Origin of the sequence: Mesobacillus sp. (assembly GCF_047739415.1) — a bacterium.
Lineage (GTDB): Bacteria > Bacillota > Bacilli > Bacillales > Cytobacillaceae > Mesobacillus.
The window spans coordinates 1-17,874 of the sequence record NZ_JBIQOE010000261.1 but is presented as its reverse complement, the minus strand read 5'-3'; the positions used below and the strand labels follow the sequence as shown (position 1 = coordinate 17,874).

Genomic DNA, 17,874 nt, shown 5'->3' with positions numbered 1-17,874 from the left:
CTTTCAGTTCTTTTTGTTCTGCATTTAATTCAAAAAAACCATTTTTCAGTTCTTTTTGTTCTGCATTTAATTCAAAAAAACCATTTTTTAGTTCTTTTTGTTCTGCATTTAATTCAAAAAAACCATTTTTCAGTTCTTTTTGTTCTGCATTTAACTCTAGAAAACCCTCTTTCAGTTCTTGCTGTCCTTCATTCAGTTCAATGTATCTATCGTTCAGTTCCTTCTGTTCTAAATTTAATACTTGAAAACCATTTTTCAGCTCTTGCTGGCCTACTTTCAGTTCTCTTAATTCATTCAAAATTAAATTCAAGGTTTCTTCCATTCGGTTTTCCCCCGATCAATATAAAGTATACCATGGTTACGAAGGCATTTTTCAAAGGAAGTAACACATAAGATGAATCACCATAACTCTTCTTTAATTTAATTAAGCCTGTTTAATATCTTCTATAAGTAAATCTACCAATGCTTCCTGATATCCTGCCTTTTTCTTATCGCGCATCATCATAACGACGTCTTTCCATTCTTCCGATGACACACCATCAAGCTTTGCAATCCTTCCGGCAATATCCTCATTTGAGAGGCTACCCTCATATGCCAATGGATCCATCCTCCACAAAACCAACTTTTCTCTATACCTTTTCTTCATTCGATCTGCAATCAGGACTCCTTCTGGATCCAGGTCGCCAGAATAAAATAATGTGCATTCTTCCTCGGCCAATTTATCTAGGAGTCTCCAACTTGCTGCTCGCAACTGTCCGTGTGTACAGACTACAGCCGCATCAGGGACTGCATCCATTATTGTAGAAGCTACACTCGAATTTTCAACAATCCACACCATTTGGCCAGAGGCAGGCTTGATAGTTTCGAGTCTGGCTAATTCTTTCATCGGAACATTCAATACTGTTCTGGTTTGAACAGCTGCATTCCAGACAGGGTGGATTTCGCCCTGATAGTAAGCAATCATTCCCTGGACGGTCACGAAATTCCACAAATCATCCCTTAACAAGCCATATTCTGCGAGTAGGTCATTGATTTCCTCAGTGCTTTTTGCAAAAAGGTATTCAGGTTCTTCACGAGTTTTTTTATATACCGTTAGAAAATGGAGCAATAATCTTCCGCCCGACTCAGAGATATCAAAATAATGTGGGTTTCCGGTTGTCCGCTGAGCGAAGAAAGGGAGCCGTTCAAATTCTCCCTTTATCGGCAGCGACAGAAAAGCACCATAGACCTTTCTTATCATTTCTGCAAGGAAATGTTCATCCTGCCGATAAAGTGACCAAATCCACCTTGTATCCGGGCTTCTCTCACTAATCCAATCTAACCACCAAACAACTTCTGGGATCTCCAGTTTTAATAAATTTACAAACTCATTTTCAAGCCTTATGTTATTCTCCGCTTCTTGCTTTTTTGACAGTAGTGGTTCCTCAAAGATTTCTTCCAAAAGCTCCACGAGGGTAAGGTAAGAAAAGCCTGTGTTGGCAAGTTCTCTTTCAAACTGTCCAAGTCCAACACGGCCTTTTTCAATTAACTCAACCGCAGATAGTCCAAGGAAGCCGGCAATTGATTCGACCTCTGCTTCCTTGAAACCTTTCAGACTGACGAACCCCCCGATTCTGCCAAGAGATCGGAACTTGTCTCGGAACAAGCCGAATAGCTTCAGGAAACCAGGTTCGTCTCGGAACACTTGCAATCTATTATTCATGTGTTACCAGTTCCTCCAATTCAGGTGCCTCATCGATTACGAGCGACTTCTGCTTACCATCCCATTGATAGCGGATGACCGTGACAAAATCAGCATTCTTAGTGCGGACCAACTCACATATGGAAAGACTTGAAATCGTATCATAATCACCCCATAAGGCTTGAGAATTCATGATATAGTTGAAGCCAAGCTGCTCGACAACCTCGAACATATCACGGATATTATTCTCATCGACACCCGCAAACGCCTCATCCAGTGAAATGATATATGGTGCCATTTCTCCAGCTTCCTTGTATCGGGAATAGGCAGCCGTGAACAAAGGAATATACATCGCCATCGCTTTTTCACCGCCACTGAACTTGAAGAATGCATTATTTGTCAGCTCACGCTTCGGTTCATTCACCCGGCTGAACGACAGTACGAATGTAAACCATTTGCGGTAATCAAGTACTTCCTTCAAAACCTGATGGAGCGTGGATCCTTCATTGCGCAGCTGAATCAGCTCCTTCGCCTTGGCAATCCTCGACTGGAAGTGCTTCGTAATTCGCTGCAAATCTTCTTCATTCAAGAACTTGCTGTTTCGCTGTAAAAGCTGAACCAGGTCTCTTGTATCCATCTCTTGCTCCGACTCGGCAGTCAGTGGCTTCCAGGCAATGGAGAAAATTAATCCGGAGGAATTATCTCGATCTGCCATGATTTTATCCATCTCTTTTACCCATTGCTGGGCACGCTGGATGCGATTTCTTAGGATAATTCCAACACTGTTTAAAATGATGTCCTCATACAGCCTCCGGTCCTGCTCATCCAGCCATCCCTGCTGCTCTTCAAGTTCCTTCTTCAGCTCATCTGAAACATAATATGGACTTACACGCTGGCCACGGTAATCCAACTGGATCAAGCGCCTGCCCTTCAGCTGGTTCCACTCACTCAAAAATGGCTCATATTTATCTGGGAGATCTTTTTTGAACCAAGATGGAAACTCTGTGTCTTCCGGATATTCAAACATTCTGTATTCTGTAAGGTGAGCTTGTTCATTTAAAAAGGCTTTCGTCAGCAGCTCTGATAATTTTGATCGCTCATGCTTTGTATAAATAGATTCAAATTGAGCTGAAATCTCACCAGGATGTTTACCTTCTACGACAAAGTAGCTGCGTTTCTTCTCTGCATCGACCATTCCTGCCCATACTTCAGCCATTTGCTTCCAAAAAGACAAATCCGTTTCAGCGTCAACAAGTTTTTCCTGAATGCGTGTCTGTTCCGATTCGGCTATTGGCAGATCACTCTTAATTCTGTCAATTTCTCTCTCAGCCTCATTAAGCTGGCGTTGGACTTCCTGAATTCTGCTCCTGACTTCATCAATCCCTTTAAGCTTCAGCTGCTGATCAAATGATTCAATTATTGCCTTGATTTTACCAAGCTGGCTTTCCTTCCTGCCTTGCTCACCCTTCAGCTCATCCAGCTCCTCTTCTAGCTCTTCAATTCGCTGTATAGAGGATTGGAATGGCTTTTTGACAGAAGAAACTTTCACGTCATTATTCTTCAACTCATGTAGAAAATCAATGTAGCTTTGCCCAGCTGCCAATGCAGTTCCAATGTCATCAACTGTCAAAGGAATATTCAGATGGACGCCTTTGTCCCGTAAAACCCGCTTGTTTTCCGTATATTTGTCATAAACAATTTTCCAGTCTGCATCAATCCGGCTGAGCAGGACTCTCTCATTTTTTAGCTCTTGCCGCTTGGACAAAATTTGTTCATTAATATCCAAAAGCACCATGTCTTCCGGAATTTCTTTCTTCCATGAATTTATCAATTCCAGCTCTGCTAAAAAGTGTTCGAATTCAATCTTTAATTCAGCAAGCTCCCGATTTAATTCATGAATCTTTTCTGTCCAAATTTGAATTTGCTCACGCTGATGCCGTTTCCTTGACGTCCTGCCGATATACTTTGATGGACCTTCTATTGGTGCATGTCCTGTCATACAGCCTATCGAATATGACCCGTCTTGATCGATATGGAATCCTGTACCATCGCTTTCAAGCGGAATAGACCGCAACACTTGGTCAACCAATTCTTCCGACAAAGGGCTGTCGTAATCCAAGTCTGGTATCAGATAGTCAGCGAGCGTATAGCCAAGCAGGCGAGGATCAGCAACTAAAACAGCATCCTCCACAGGTGAGAACGGTTTGTCAGCGATTAGGCTATCAAGAATTCCAGTTTTCTTTAGAGCCGCTTCTAGCCTTTCGCGCTGTTCCTCGGTCACATGCTCCTGGAATTCAACTGCAGCATAAAATGGCAGAAAAGCTGTGCCATCATTCATTAGCTGCACCCTTTGTTTTTCCGTTGCTGGCGAACGTTCCGGCTCAAGCATCTTCTGAGTTTTGATTCTCAGCAATTCTGCCTCTGCTTCACTGATCTCATTCTGTTTTTGCTGGATCCGACTCTTCGTCAGAGCCTCATCTCTCTTCACTTCAGCTTCATAATTGTGGATTGCCACATAAAGCTGGGAGCGGACTTCGTCATAGCGATTACGCTCATACAGTCCCTGCAATGAACGGGCAATTCCCTGGCGAAGTTCATTAGAGTAGAGTAGCTTTGGATGTTCTTCCATCCAGAGAAATACATTGCTTTCAAGCTTTTGATGCTCTTCATCGAACCACGATTGATAATGGTCTAAGTCTTTCTGCAAATCGTCTATTTCTTTTTTCTTCTCGGATGAATGCCGCTGAAGGCGGAACTGTTCTTCACCAAGCCTCACAGCTTCAACAGCAAGTTTTTCCAGCTCCCCAAGCAAGACAATATGGTCTTTCGCCTCTTTTTGCCAGACGGTAAAATCAAAACCACTTTCCTTTGTCCGTCCATAATCTAAGACATTCACCTCGTGCTGGTGAAAAGCCGCTGCGTCTGCAGCAAGTGCAAGCTCGGCCAACAGCTCTTTCTCTTTTTCATCATATTGAAAAAGCTCATCTTCAGCAGCCTGTTTTTTCTGATATTCGTCGCGGAGTTTTTTATTATTGTCATCCCATCGCTTTTGCAGCCCGGCGATTTCATTCGAGATTATCGCCGATTCATCTAGCTTGTCTTTCCTCTTCTCTTCAAGTGACCAAACTTCATGATGCTTGAGTGAATCGCTTTCCTGGGCTGCAACATGTTTTTGCTGTTGAAATCTTTCTAGTTCAACCCTCAGCCTGTCAATCTCCTGCTCAAGATGTTTTTGATGGGATTTAAATTCGTCTACTTTTGACTCAGCAGTATGGCTTTTTTGCAGTGCTTTCTGCCATTGCTCGGCCCGTTCCGCTAAAATATATTTGTTATAAGTATCATACGCTGTTGCCAGTCTGTTAATCGATTCAGACTCTCGATGAAGCTGTTCCAGTTGCTGCTGCGTCTGGTCCATGCTTTCGATTGTGTCAGAGAGAGTGCGCAGCTCATCATCAGTCAACGGAGGCAGCGCTGATTCAAGAATTTCATAGATCACCGTTGGCTTGAAATCCTTCGATAGCTTCGGACTTCTCAGCTGGATCAGCAACTTAATTAAATCCTCATAAGCATCGATAGACTGGAATCCAAAGACATACTTATTCACAAGATCCATGTACTCCCGTTGAGAATGGACTACATAGCCTCCCTGGCCTATTCGGTTTTCCAATTCCTTCGCTGAAAGCGGAACTTTTTCACCTGTATGCTGCTGGGCAAGCTGGAAATCATGACCTATCCTGCGATTATCAGTCAGAAGAAAGTACCATGACTTGATTCCTTTATTTCGCTTCGCCTGCATCCCAATTCCAGTGGTGATATACTGCTCAGAGCCCTGCTTTTTATATTCGATGAACAAATAGCCTGTCCGCTCATCACGGTCGACAACTTCCTTTTCACCAAGGAGATAATCCTCCATCCTTCGAGCCTTCGAACCAAATGGATCAAGTCGGTCAGGAGACTTTTTACCATCCAGCAGTACAGGCAGGAAGCTTTGCATGGTTACTGATTTTCCTGAACCGTTCGAACCACGCAGCAAGAGCTTGCCATTCTCAAAGTGGAAAACCTCTTCATCGTAATACCAGAAATTTAGCAACCCGGCGCGGTTCATCACCCATCTTGTACTCACCATTACTCCTCGCTCCCTTCAAAATCAGCAGGGAATGCTCCGGCAAGCACACCCAATAGAGGTTTTATTTTGATTAATGAACTATCTTTTTCAACTTCTGCCATCATCCAATCCTTCATCGCCTCAAGGATTTCGTTCCGAATGGCACTGTTTCCTTTTTCACGGAAATATTTCGACCAGCCCCGCTCGAATTGAGATCGGAGTTCAAGGATCATCGCATCCATTTCTCCCTCAGTCAGGACAATCTCTCCATTTTCTTTAGGAATGTACTTTTCAGGGTAATCGTGCAAATGCTTTGAAAACTGCAGAATCAAATCCGTCGATGCTTTTGCATCAGGGTATAAGTTCTGATATTGTCTAGATTCATCTGTCGACAAAAAAGCAGTGTTTTTGTAAACATGCAATTTATAGCCACTATGGCTTTCGATATCCTCCGACAGCCGATTGCGGAAATTACGTATATATATAAAATCTGGATCCTGCATATCAATGCGGTGAAGTCCGGGGGAGAAGAACAGCTTGCGGTATACCCGCTTCCTTCTTTCGTCCTCCTGGTTCAGCTTCCAATCTTCATTTAAGAGCTCTTCCCAGTACCTATAGCTTGTAAAATCATCTGGATAGGTGCGCATAAAATAACGGCTATAGACCGTTGCCTCATACAACACCTCTTGTTCCTCATTATGGTCATAACGGCTGATATCTCCGTCAATGGTCCTGATCAGCTGAAAGTCAATAAGGACTTTGATTGCACGGATCAGCGATTTCCGATGAGTATAAAGTGTCCAGTCCAGAGGAAGTTCGCCTGGAAAATCTGCCTGAATTTCCTGGCTTAGTTCCGATAAAAGGAATTGCTCATCGACAGACTTGCCTTCCAAAAAGGAAAGCGCACAGCAAAAAACAGCATAATCCATTGACTCCTGGAATTCCTGGATGCCCATCCATCGTTCCGGCTCAACTGGAATTTTCTCAAGCTTGATAAAATGCTGATGGACAATCAGGCGCAATCCGAACTTCTCATTGATATAGCGCCTCAGTACCTTCTCCCGTTCACGGACCAACTGATACCACTCTGGCTGCTCGCTGCGGAGAATCCAGTAGTGATTAAACAATAGATCCATTCCGAGAATCGCCTTTTCATCAAATTCTAATGTGTGTTCCAGCTTAGTCACTTGGATTCCCCCTCCCCTTCAAAGGTGAACAGCGCATCTGGCATCTTCAGAGTCCCATCATCCGCATCAAGAAGAATCATCTTCTCGCGGTCAATTGTCACCTTCACAACCATCCCGTAATCTGTTTTGACTTTGCCATGTTTGCTGGCCATCGATTTTCCAATCCACCCAAGCAAAACCTTCCTGACAAAGGGTTCAACTTTTGATACATCAGATAGTTTAATGACACCCTCATCTATATATTTTTCAATCAGTACTTGCTCCTGTTTTCGTTCAGCCAGATATTGTTCGCGTTGAAGACGCTTTTTTTCCTCATTCGATATCATTGAACCCGGCTTTGTCTTTTCACGGTAGCGGTTCGTCCGCGGCTTCAGCGGAACCATAACCGGATTCTCTTCCCAGGTTTCGGTATGCAAATTATCTGTGCTCACTTCATCAAGCTGCAGATGCTTGATCGTCATTGCCCCAAACACCGCCGAGGATAGTTTATGGGCCTCCTCAAGTGCATCTGTTTCGACAAACCATTTTGCCAGATGCAAATAATCATTTTTTCGGCTGCGGAAGTGCTGCTGTCTTTCCCCTATACGCTGAACATACCGAGTCATCCGCCTGATCATTTCATTCGTTTGCCATTGCAGTACATCTAGCTCACTCTGCTGAAGATTAGAGCCAAGGAACCACTGTCTTAAAGAACCCCAATACTCAATATATTCAGTCCGCCACTCCTCAACAGACGAACTGACATCCTCAAGTCTCGGAATCGACTGCCGATGTTCAACCAGCTTTTCGAAAAATAACCCCAACCTATCGGGTGAAAGTTCATCAAGCCGTTCTCTAATTTGTAACGCAGTATTTTGTAAAGAAACAATAAAGTCACGCAAGTAGGTTGTAAATTGATTTTTATAAACAAGAAATGCTTCTGTCTGCATCCGCTGATCAGTCTGCTCGCTGTTTATGTATGCAATATAATCAGCCGTGCTGGTCCTGATGGTCTGGAAGTAGCGGAAGACATCCTCCCAAATCCGCATGTATTCCTCGGGCTTTTTGGCAAGACTGCTCTCAAGCTCCTGTTGTAAAATCGACAAGGACTGCAGCAAACGGTCAAACTGAGACCGTTCCAGTGACCCTTGGAAAGTGTCACCCACCTTCTTCTCAAGGACAATCAGCATCCTTTCAATTTCAATCGTATATGGAGTCGTCTGATAACGGAATCGCTTCTTCTTATATTCTTCGACCGTCTTAGCGTTGGTCATATCCTGCCTGGCAATCAGGTTATTCCACTTCACAAGCTGTGAAAGCTGCTGATGCAGCTGCTCCTCCTGATAATCCGCAAATGCAGGAATGGAGCGCATATACTCGAGAATCTCCTCAGGGGAAATGAAATCTCGCATTCTTTCATGCTGGTGGTAAAAATAACGCAAAATCGTCCGGTAATGCGCAGCCGAGTCAGCTGTCAAATAACTGGCTTCGACCACCTTCTTCATCGTCACATCCAAAGTCATCATCCTTCATATGAATCTATTACTATCATTGTAAATGAAATGCCAGGCGTAGGGTATAGGGTAAAAGAGGAATCTATTCTACTTGGTTTTAAATATGACCTTTGAATCAACTGGAGAAGAGGTAGATAAATGAGGGGTAGGATCTGGTTGAATAATTAATAGTTTGTGGACATAGGAAAGTTCTGTCTTCGGAAGGTGTGTGAAGTAAATTACGATGATTTCTTATCATAGGTGCATTTAGTTTGCTCATGAGAAGCCAAAAGTCAGACTGCCCCTATAACGCCTACTGTCTGTTCAATCGCTGGATCTCTGTTTCCACTTTATAGACTCTTTTGTTTAAAACTTCAGTACTAGCATCAAAATGTTCAACAATTTTGTCTGTGTATAATCCCAGACTAGCGATAAGATTCTTTTGCAATTTTCTTGCCCGATTTCCAGTCTTTTCTGACCTTCTTTCAAATCATTTAAATCTGCACGCATAACTTTTAAGTCTTCCATATCTTCACGCATATTTTTAAGCTCATTGACATCTGCTCGCATTTCTTTCAACACACTGACATCTGCTCGCATCTCTTTTAACTCATTGACATCCCCTCGCATCTCTTTCAGCTCATTGACATCCGCTCGCATCTCTTTCAACTCATTGACATCTGCTCGCATCTCTTTTAACTCATTGACATCCGCTCGCATCTCTTTCAACTCATGGACATCTGCTCGCATCTCTTTCAGCTCGCTCACATCAGCACGCATATTTTTCATTTCAAACAATATTTGATTTAAAATTTGTTCCATAGTTTTCCCTCCCCTTCAAACAATTTCTTATAAAGAGCCTAAAGAAAATGAATTTTATAATGGTGCATTTCACTTTTTTTCTAAAACATAAAGGCGCTTGTCCATCTCTGTTAATCTGTTGTTTAAATAATCAACTTCAAAATCTGTTTTCTTTTAATTTACATTTAGAATTCCGATAACATCTTCAGCTTGAGCCAACTCTATTCTATCTACAGTTGTTTTGATCTCGTGAATGTCTGCATGTACTTGTATAAGGCTTACTTGCATCTTCGTTACATCACTTTTCACCTCACTTAGATCCTTTTGCATACTCATTAAAATATCTAGTATTTGCTTTTCCATTACTCTCACCTCCTTGAACATTATTATATATCATCTCCGATTTGGTGTCTTTCACAAGAAATTCTTTCATATACCAATTTTTAGGAAGGAATGGTAACTGTCATTAAAAAGACTATATCAAAAAAAGGTGTGTGTGTCCTCCTCCTTAGACTGGACTATTATGTTAAATTCCTTTACCACAATACACCTAATAGAATTATTGAAACCAATTTGGAGTTAGTAACGTAAAAGGAAATATAACGAAAGGAGATGAATATATCATGACTACTTCAGATAGAAAATGCAATATTTGCGGTGGAAGTTCTTTTGTCCAAGCTATAGACTTCGTCAACCTTCGTCCAGTGGATAAAAAGATGACACTTGGGACCGAAAAAATTTATACAGTTTGTTTGGCTTGCGGAGAAGTTGTTTCGATAAAAGTGAAAAACCCAGAGAAATTAATGAAGTAGATAATTGAATTAGTGTAGAAGTATACTAAAACTTTAGCTGCAGAAACCCAAATCCTGTCCGAACTTATCGCTACTTCTGACAACTTTGGTCACAGAAACCCAAACCCTGTCCGATCTTAAGGCTACTTCTGACAGCTTTGGTCACAGAAACCCAAACCCTGTCCGATCTTAGGGTACTTCTGACAGCTTTGGCCACAGAAACCGAATTCCTGTCCGAACCTCAGGCAACTCATCCCTATACAATGAACTTCGTAAACCAGGCGATATACTTTGCACCCCAAATGAATAGTGCTTGTGCTAAAATCGTGCCGAATAATCTGGAAGTGACCATCATAAGGGACATGCTTTTCAGTTTATTGTAACTTCCTCTTTGATTGACTACATCGTCTGCCATGACGGAGAGCTTGGGATCGATAAAAATAACCAATAGGATTGTTGCAACCCCATTAATCAAGCCTGAAGCCATTGTAGCGGTTATTTCTCGCTCTGGTGCTAGCAGGGCTGCATAGAGCGCAGATAAAACCCCAATCGTGTAAATGGCCGTGATGAACATATTTACAACAAAAAGTTTTACCGGTATATCTTGAACTCGAGTATCCTTTAAGTATGAAAATTTAGGAAGAGTTAGATGTGTTAACCCGCGCCTAATGTATTTTATTGAAAAAACTCTTTTCATTAAGGATGGAACAGAGCCTTTCTCCTCTGACAGTAAAATAATCGCTCTTGAAAATAATGCGATAAAACTGGGCAGCAAAATGATTCCGAATACTGTTCCTACCGTTGAGGCCCCAATAAGAATACGATATTGAGCTTCTACAAACTCTAAGGTATTCTCTTTCGGAGCATTATCAATAAGGCTGCCAGTAAAGGGTTGCTGCATCATATTCGCCAGTCTTGAAACAATGACCATGATGTTAAAAAGAGATAAAGCTGACGCGATCATTTTAACTCTCGCTCCTGATAGTCTAACTGCATAAGCAAGAGTTTCAATTGAATGGATGATGAAAATAAATAAGGTTAAAAAAATGAGGTTTATAGTGATCAGTTCCAAATCAACACCACTTCCCGACTAGAAATCACCTAATTTTACCATATCTGCATTTTAATACATAGATTCAATGTCTAACAAACTATTGATAATCCAGGTGAGGAAGCAGTTTTCATAGAAGTAAAAAAGCACAGGGTACGTCCCTGCGCTTCTCTCATAATCGGTTATACTCTTTTAACTTCCCTCGCAGCACTCTCAACTGCTTCATCAACTGCTTGTATTCTTGATACTCAATATTGCATAGCTTTAATTCTGTGGCGATTTTTTCCACGATGGCTTCTTTTTGTTCTAAGGCTTTTGGGAGCAGGCTAATGCAGACTTTCCTTTCATCTGCGGTAGAACGCTCCCTCTTCAGCCATTCATTGGCTTCCATTCTCTTGATCATCGGCGTTAACGTCCCTGTGCCAAGGTTCAGCCTTTTGCCAAGCTCTTTTGCAGAAAGGCCGTCCTGTTCCCACAATGCCAGCAGCACCAAATATTGCGGATAGGTCAACCCGAAGCGATCGAGCGCTTTTGTATACAATTTGTTAAAATGGCTCCCAGCATCATAAACAGCAAAACAGAGCTGATTTTCAAGCGTTAAAAAATCATCCAAGTGAATCATCCTTCACAAACTTATAATAGATCTTCGATATCCTTCTCAATTTTACTAGGTTCAGTCGTCGGGGCATAGCGCTTGACCACCTGACCGTTCCCATCCACAAGAAATTTAGTAAAATTCCACTTTATATCTTTCGTGAGGACACCACCTTTTTGTTCTTTCAAAAATGCAAACAGAGGATCTGCTTGTGCTCCGTTCACATTAATCTTCGCAAACATCGGGAAGGAAACTCCATAGTTCATCTGGCAAAACTGCGTTGTCTCATCAATATCATTGAACTCCTGATCATTGAACTGGCCACATGGGAACCCGAGAATCTCTAAACCTTTCACCTGGTATTGGTCATACAATTCCTGCAGCCCTTTAAATTGAGGTGTCAACCCGCACTTACTAGCAGTATTGACAATCAACATTGGTTTTCCTTCGTATTCACTTAAAGATTGTTCCTGGCCATTTGTTTTTTTCACCGTAAAATCGTAAACAGTTTTCATTTATAGTTCCTCCTTAGAGTAAATTGAATCGTGTACGATTTAATCGTATCAGATTTTGTTTCAACTTTCAAATATGAGTTGCAAATGACTTTCGACAAAAATGAAACAAAATCATCAGTCAACAGCGATTACTTGGTGCCCTAAAATCTCAGAAACAAGAAAAAGAGGTCACCAATAAGACACATAATTCTGATTCAGCAAGGATTAAAAGTTAAGTAAACAGCTACCATCACGCCTAAAAATAATCAACAATAACAAAAAAGCCAATCCTAAAGAGAATTGACCGGATAGCAAAATGGAATTTCTTTTTACATGTAAATTCACCAGCCTCTTTCCTATAAAAGCTGTGTGAACCCTGAAATTGATTCTAACACAAGTGTTTAAATGGTAATCCTTTTAATCTCTTTATACTCAGGCTTCCACATAGACTCTGCTACTGCCTTTTCAACATCAGTAATATCTGCCCTGGCGATTCCCTCCGAGATAGCAGCATCGATAACTGCCAACGCAACTTTTTCAGATACTTCCTGCAACTTGTCGATGTTCGGCAGAAGTGATGCGCCTGGCTGATCATTGCAGCACATGTCTGCAACAGCGTCTGCAGCAGCAGTGAACATTCCTTTTGAAATGATTTCTGCTTTTGCCACGATGGCTCCGAGCCCGAGACCCGGGAAGATAAAGGCATTGTTAGCCTGGCCAATTTCATAGGAAACTCCGTTGAATTCTACATCATTAAACGGACTACCCGTTGCAACCAGGGCTCTCCCTTCTGTCCATTGAATCAAATCAGCCGGGACTGCCTCTGCCAGTAACGTGGGATTGGACATCGGCATGATGATTGGACGCTCGGTATGCGTCGCCATCTCTTTGATAATATCCTCTGAAAAGGCTCCGGCTTGTCCCGATGTACCGATCAGAATCGTCGGTTTCACCCTTTTGACCACTTCCATCAATGGAATGATGCCCTCGTCATTCCGTTCCCAGCCGTCCACTTCATCAACTCCGCGGACATATGATTTTTGGAAATCCAGGACATCGTGATGTTCCTCCGTCAAAAGGCCTCTGTAATCAACTGCCCAGAACTGGTCATATGCTTCTTCTTTTGACAACCCGTCAGACACCATGGCATCCACCATCTGATCTGCATTCCCAATTCCGGCAGCACCAGGCCCAAAGACAACAATCCGCTGATCCTTCAATGAACTCCCTGTCATCTTCAATGCGGATTTTAGAGCGGCGAGGGTGACAGCACCAGTTCCCTGGATATCATCATTAAAGGTGAGAATATTATCTCCATGCCTCTCCATGATTTTCCGGGCATTCACATTGCCCAGGTCTTCCCAATGCAGCAGGACATCAGGATGAAAATTTCTTGCTGTTGAGACAAACGTATCAATGAACTCATCATAACGCTCCCCACGGACCCTCGGGAACTCGTTTCCAATATAAAACGGATCGTCCGCAAGAGCCTTGTTATTCGTTCCGACATCCAGCACCACGGGCAGAACCCGGCTGGGATTGATCCCTGCGGCCGCTGTGTAAACGGCAAGCTTACCAATCGAGATATTGATGCCGCCGATCCCCTGGTCTCCAATGCCCAGGATGCTTTCCGAATCGGTGACGACAATCAAATCAATTCCGTTTTTAGAATGTCCGAGGTTCTTAAAAGCCGTTTCAATCCCATACTGGTCATCAATCGATAAATACAATCCACCCGGCCGGCGGTAAACCTGCGAATATTGCTCAATCGCTTCACCGACAGTTGGCGTATAGACAATAGGGAGCATTTCACTCAAATGATCCTTTAGCAGCCGATAAAACAAAACAACATTGCGGTTATACAAGTCATAAAGGAGTCCATTTTTAAATAAATTGGTGGTCCTGATTGAATACTGCTCATAAACCCTTTTGACCTGTTCATCGAGCGTGAGCACCTGAGGCGGCAATAACCCTTCAAGTCCAAGCTCCTCCCGTTCCTTTTTGGTAAAAGCAGTACCCTTATTCAAAAAAGGATTCGACAAAAGTTCCTTTCCTCTTAACGTCGTCTGGATCACTGTAGAATTTGCCATCTATCTCCCCTCTTTCATGTGTAATGTATTTTAAATATGTATACCCTTTTCACAGTTTGATAAAAGCAGGGGTTTAACGACAGTTCAAACCTAAAAACTGGAAGAACCAGGGGTTTTATACAAGGCCCACATAAGCGCAGGCACATGAGCTTCTTTTCTTAATGGCTCCATGATCCAACCCTAATTTTAATTAACTCATACGTTAAAAATGCGGAATGAACGTTTGTTTTTAACTATTCTAAAAGGCCAAATCGCAAATGATTTGGCCTTGTGTAGCTTGTATTACCGCCTTCTGCTTCGCTTCCGCAAGAACGATGGAATTTCAAGCGAGTCGTCTTGTTGCTGGGTACCCCGTTCGTAATTCTCAGATTCTTCGTAGGCAGGCGGCTGGCTGTAATTGCCGGATTGGTTGTAGTTTCCGGATTGGTTGTAGTCTCCGGATTGTCCATAGCTGCCGGACTGGCTATAGTTTTTGCCTCGCCCGTAATCCCCCGCTTCTGCATAGGCAACAGCCTCTCGCTGTCTCGAATGAGACTGGTATTGCTCACGGGAATTGGCAATCATGTCTCCAGGTCGGCGAGATGTGTTCGACAGCGGAGCTTCCTCCTCATTAGGATCGAAGCCGGTCGCAATCACGGTCACCATGATTTCTTTATCCAGATTTTCATTGATGACAGATCCGAAAATCATATTAAGCTGGTCATCTGTTGCAGCTGCCACAATATCGGCCGCTTCCTGGACTTCATACAAACTGAGGTTCATGCCGCCTGTGATGTTCATCAGAACTCCTTTCGCGCCATTGATGCTTGTTTCAAGCAATGGTGAGGAGATGGCCTTTTTGGCAGCTTCGACAGCACGGTCTTCGCCTGAAGCTACACCGATTCCCATAAGCGCCGTTCCTTTGTTGGACATGATCGTTTTCACGTCAGCAAAGTCAAGGTTAATCATGCCTGGTACGGCGATCAAGTCGGAAATGCCTTGGACACCCTGCCTGAGGACATTGTCCGCCTCACGGAAGGCTTCAATCATTGGTGTTTTCCTGTCGACGATTTCTAGCAATCGCTCGTTTGGAATGATGATTAATGTATTAACGGCTTTCTTCATCTCTTCAATTCCGGCTGCCGCATTTTGTGCCCGCTTGCGGCCTTCAAAAGTGAACGGACGAGTCACCACTCCAATTGTAAGTGCACCAAGTTCGCGTGCGATATGGGCAATCTCTGGCGCAGCTCCGGTCCCGGTTCCGCCGCCCATTCCGGCCGTTACGAACACCATGTCCGCACCTTGCAGGGCATCCCTGATCTGCTGCCTGCTTTCCTCGACAGCCTTTCTGCCGATTTCAGGTTTGGCACCGGCTCCCAGGCCCCTGGTCAGCGAACCGCCGATTTGCATCGTGACTTCCGCTTTTGACATGTTAAGAGCCTGCGCATCTGTATTCACGGCAATGAATTCCACTCCCTGCACGCCGTCTTCAATCATCCGGTTCACAGCATTATTTCCTCCGCCGCCAACCCCAATAACTTTTATAGTGGCAAATTGATCGATGTTGTTTTCAAACTCTAGCATTTACAGTCCCCCTAATTAACTTCAGATATTGCCCCCTATTTTTCTCTATACCTATAAAATTCGACAACGACTTGGATATCCTGTCTTTTCTAGCGATTTGTTAAAGAACTGTAATTTTAGAGTAAAAAAGTGTCAATCTTTTTGGGGATGATGCAAAGCCTACTAGGCAGGAGTATACAGATATTAACTTCTATGTATTCATGCTATGACTTTGTGCACAGATATGTAAGAATTGAAAGCTCAATCTTCTTCACTAAAAAGTTATACAATGTACCTCTCAGTGGAATTTTTCGCAGCTGAACGCCCTTTAAATCTGTCACAAATCAGACACAAAAATCCACTATCCTACATGTCCCTTTTAAATGCCCACCTGTATATAGACAGTGAAAGGGCGGTGCAAAAAGATGACAATTAAATCAGGGGTCATTGAAGGTTTTGAAGGGTATTCGCAGTTCAGTTCGCTGGAGGAATTTAATCGGCATTTGGAAATGTGGCTGGCTGTACATAAGCATGATTTTTCAAAAGGAGAGCTTGTAGGATTAAAGAGGCTTGCCAGGTTCGCGGCAAAAATCCCAGGTGTCAGCAACGCAAAAATCGGAACGGTGCTGAAAGCCATCCATGAGGAATACAACGAGCTCGGCATTTCCCGTTCCACTTTTAAAAGAATGATCAGTAAAGCAAGCAATCTTGGGATCTTCACCGTATACGAAACAGAACGGAAGAACGGTTCACAATCCAGCAATCTATATGTATTCAATCGTTTTCCCAACAATGAACTACCGAAAAAGGAAAAAATGAACCACCCTAATAAAACTATTATTCTTTCTGAAACTAAAACTATAAAGAATAATAAACGTGAAGAAACAGCTTCTCAACAGGCACCAGAAGATTATCTCTTCGTCAGTGACAGAATTCCAAAACCTTTTGTCGACCTGGCAAAATACATCTTTCCAAGCGCAAAGGCAATCGAGGAATTCTGGAAAATGACAACGATTGCTGCCTATAAAAATAATCAAGAAAGGGAGACAGAAACCATTCTGTCTGTTTCCCTGGATTCTTTAAAGCAGTTGGTTCGCAAAATGAAGACAAACGTGACGGTGAAAAATCCCCTTGCCTACTATACCGGCATTCTGCACAAGAAGTTTCAGGATCTTTACTTTGCGGAGCTATTTGAAATGGGGTTTTGACACTGTGGCATGATGGACATTAATCTTATGCCAAATAGCTTTCCAATTCTTTTTAACAATCCGGTCTTCATAAATCGCGGCGCGTTCTTTTGTTTCTGTAAAAAAAGGAGTCGGTTTCACTTCCAGATTAAGGACATCTTCTATTCCACAAGGAGCGGTCAAGACCAAGTTATTTTCACTGTCCAATTTTACGCCAAGAGCCGTGGCCGTTTCCGGAAATTTTGAGATCGCATGCTCACAAGAAGTGTAGGGCGGAATCCGATTTACAACATGCATCCTTGCTTGATTTTTAACAGACCAGGGTACATTAGGTAAAATCCTTCTCAATTGTTTCTCTAGTAGCTTTTCGTCATTCTCATCATTGTTTACTGAGTCAAAATAGATCACATCGACATCAGGAGTTAAGGTGCGATCGTTAAATCCGTGCAGTTCATCCCAGATTTTCGACCGAACAAACCCGGCACAAATCCACCAGTCAGGCAAATTCAGTGTGCTGGCGGCTTGTATAATCTCCATCATTGTATCGTCGCTTTGAATTAACTGTATGACATCATCTTTGCTTTTCAACATACAAATCCCAGCCTCTCATCAACCGAACGTATATTCCTATAGTAACACAAGGAGATATTAAGGGAAGATTTTCCTTTAAAATATGTCTTAAGTTCCGTAAAATGGAAGAAAAAATAGATTAGTTCGCCGGAGGTTAAATGAAAAAATTTATTTTGGTGATGTTTTTCTGGAATATGATCATTTTCTCCGTTATTGCACAGATATCAGACAAATTCATTTATTGGTTAAGCCCAAATGCTCTTTCTCTAATAGATGAAAGAATGACATACACTTTTGTTCCTATGATG

14 protein-coding genes and 1 pseudogene are annotated in these 17,874 nt (G+C 42.6%); 2 read left to right on the top strand and 13 right to left on the bottom strand.

What is annotated here, in order from left to right; translation table 11 throughout:
* The 7 genes and pseudogenes from ACH0QE_RS20230 to ACH0QE_RS20200 all read right to left on the bottom strand — a co-directional run.
* Window positions 1-322 (bottom strand): annotated as a pseudogene (locus ACH0QE_RS20230) (hypothetical protein); the annotation flags it as partial.
* 102 nt (window positions 323-424) lie between these two features.
* Entirely contained in the window at window positions 425-1,702 is a 1,278-nt protein-coding gene (locus ACH0QE_RS20225) for a TIGR02679 family protein (RefSeq protein ID WP_415802268.1), read from the bottom strand.
* Window positions 1,695-5,807, bottom strand: a complete 4,113-nt coding sequence (locus ACH0QE_RS20220; protein WP_415802267.1) for a TIGR02680 family protein — start codon at window positions 5,805-5,807, stop codon at window positions 1,695-1,697. Before ACH0QE_RS20220 ends, ACH0QE_RS20225 begins: the two co-directional genes overlap by 8 nt.
* A complete protein-coding gene (locus ACH0QE_RS20215; RefSeq protein WP_415802269.1) occupies window positions 5,807-6,922 on the bottom strand; it encodes a TIGR02678 family protein in 1,116 nt (371 codons plus the stop codon). Before ACH0QE_RS20215 ends, ACH0QE_RS20220 begins: the two co-directional genes overlap by 1 nt.
* Window positions 6,923-6,969: 47 nt before the next feature.
* The gene (locus ACH0QE_RS20210; protein WP_415802266.1) at window positions 6,970-8,469 is read right to left on the bottom strand and encodes a TIGR02677 family protein; all 1,500 of its coding nucleotides are present in this window, start codon (window positions 8,467-8,469) and stop codon (window positions 6,970-6,972) included.
* A gap of 342 nt (window positions 8,470-8,811) precedes the next feature.
* Entirely contained in the window at window positions 8,812-9,267 is a 456-nt protein-coding gene (locus ACH0QE_RS20205) for a hypothetical protein (RefSeq protein WP_415802265.1), read from the bottom strand.
* Window positions 9,268-9,420: 153 nt separating this feature from the next.
* Window positions 9,421-9,609, bottom strand: a complete 189-nt coding sequence (locus ACH0QE_RS20200; protein ID WP_415802264.1) for a hypothetical protein — start codon at window positions 9,607-9,609, stop codon at window positions 9,421-9,423.
* Window positions 9,610-9,869: 260 nt separating this feature from the next.
* Between ACH0QE_RS20200 and ACH0QE_RS20195 the strand changes: the two genes are divergently transcribed.
* The gene (locus ACH0QE_RS20195; RefSeq protein WP_415802263.1) at window positions 9,870-10,058 is read left to right on the top strand and encodes a hypothetical protein; all 189 of its coding nucleotides are present in this window, start codon (window positions 9,870-9,872) and stop codon (window positions 10,056-10,058) included.
* Window positions 10,059-10,293: 235 nt separating this feature from the next.
* Here the strand turns inward: ACH0QE_RS20195 and ACH0QE_RS20190 are convergent, their stop codons facing one another.
* The 5 genes from ACH0QE_RS20190 to ftsZ all read right to left on the bottom strand — a co-directional run bounded on the left by ACH0QE_RS20190 (window position 10,294) and on the right by ftsZ (window position 15,830).
* The gene (locus ACH0QE_RS20190; RefSeq protein ID WP_415802262.1) at window positions 10,294-11,109 is read right to left on the bottom strand and encodes a lipid II flippase Amj family protein; all 816 of its coding nucleotides are present in this window, start codon (window positions 11,107-11,109) and stop codon (window positions 10,294-10,296) included.
* A 151-nt stretch (window positions 11,110-11,260) separates the two neighbouring features.
* A complete protein-coding gene (locus tag ACH0QE_RS20185) occupies window positions 11,261-11,701 on the bottom strand; it encodes a MarR family winged helix-turn-helix transcriptional regulator (RefSeq protein ID WP_415802261.1) in 441 nt (146 codons plus the stop codon).
* 20 nt (window positions 11,702-11,721) lie between these two features.
* Window positions 11,722-12,198 carry a glutathione peroxidase gene (locus tag ACH0QE_RS20180; RefSeq protein WP_415802260.1) on the bottom strand — a complete coding sequence of 159 codons (477 nt, stop codon included), beginning with the start codon at window positions 12,196-12,198 and terminating at the stop codon, window positions 11,722-11,724.
* Window positions 12,199-12,578: 380 nt separating this feature from the next.
* Complete coding sequence (locus ACH0QE_RS20175; RefSeq protein WP_415802259.1) at window positions 12,579-14,267, bottom strand: NAD-dependent malic enzyme; 1,689 nt, start codon at window positions 14,265-14,267, stop codon at window positions 12,579-12,581.
* A gap of 282 nt (window positions 14,268-14,549) precedes the next feature.
* On the bottom strand, window positions 14,550-15,830 hold the full coding sequence (gene ftsZ / locus ACH0QE_RS20170) for a cell division protein FtsZ (RefSeq protein ID WP_415802258.1): 1,281 nt from the start codon (window positions 15,828-15,830) through the stop codon (window positions 14,550-14,552).
* Between the two features lie 404 nt (window positions 15,831-16,234).
* On the opposite strand from ftsZ, the gene ACH0QE_RS20165 reads away from it, so the two are divergent.
* Entirely contained in the window at window positions 16,235-17,017 is a 783-nt protein-coding gene (locus ACH0QE_RS20165) for a hypothetical protein (protein ID WP_415802257.1), read from the top strand.
* On the opposite strand, the gene ACH0QE_RS20160 is transcribed toward ACH0QE_RS20165, so the two are convergent.
* On the bottom strand, window positions 16,997-17,587 hold the full coding sequence (locus ACH0QE_RS20160) for a nucleotidyltransferase family protein (protein WP_415802256.1): 591 nt from the start codon (window positions 17,585-17,587) through the stop codon (window positions 16,997-16,999). The two genes, ACH0QE_RS20165 and ACH0QE_RS20160, sit on opposite strands and share 21 nt — an antisense overlap.
* Between the last annotated feature and the right edge of the window lie 287 nt (window positions 17,588-17,874).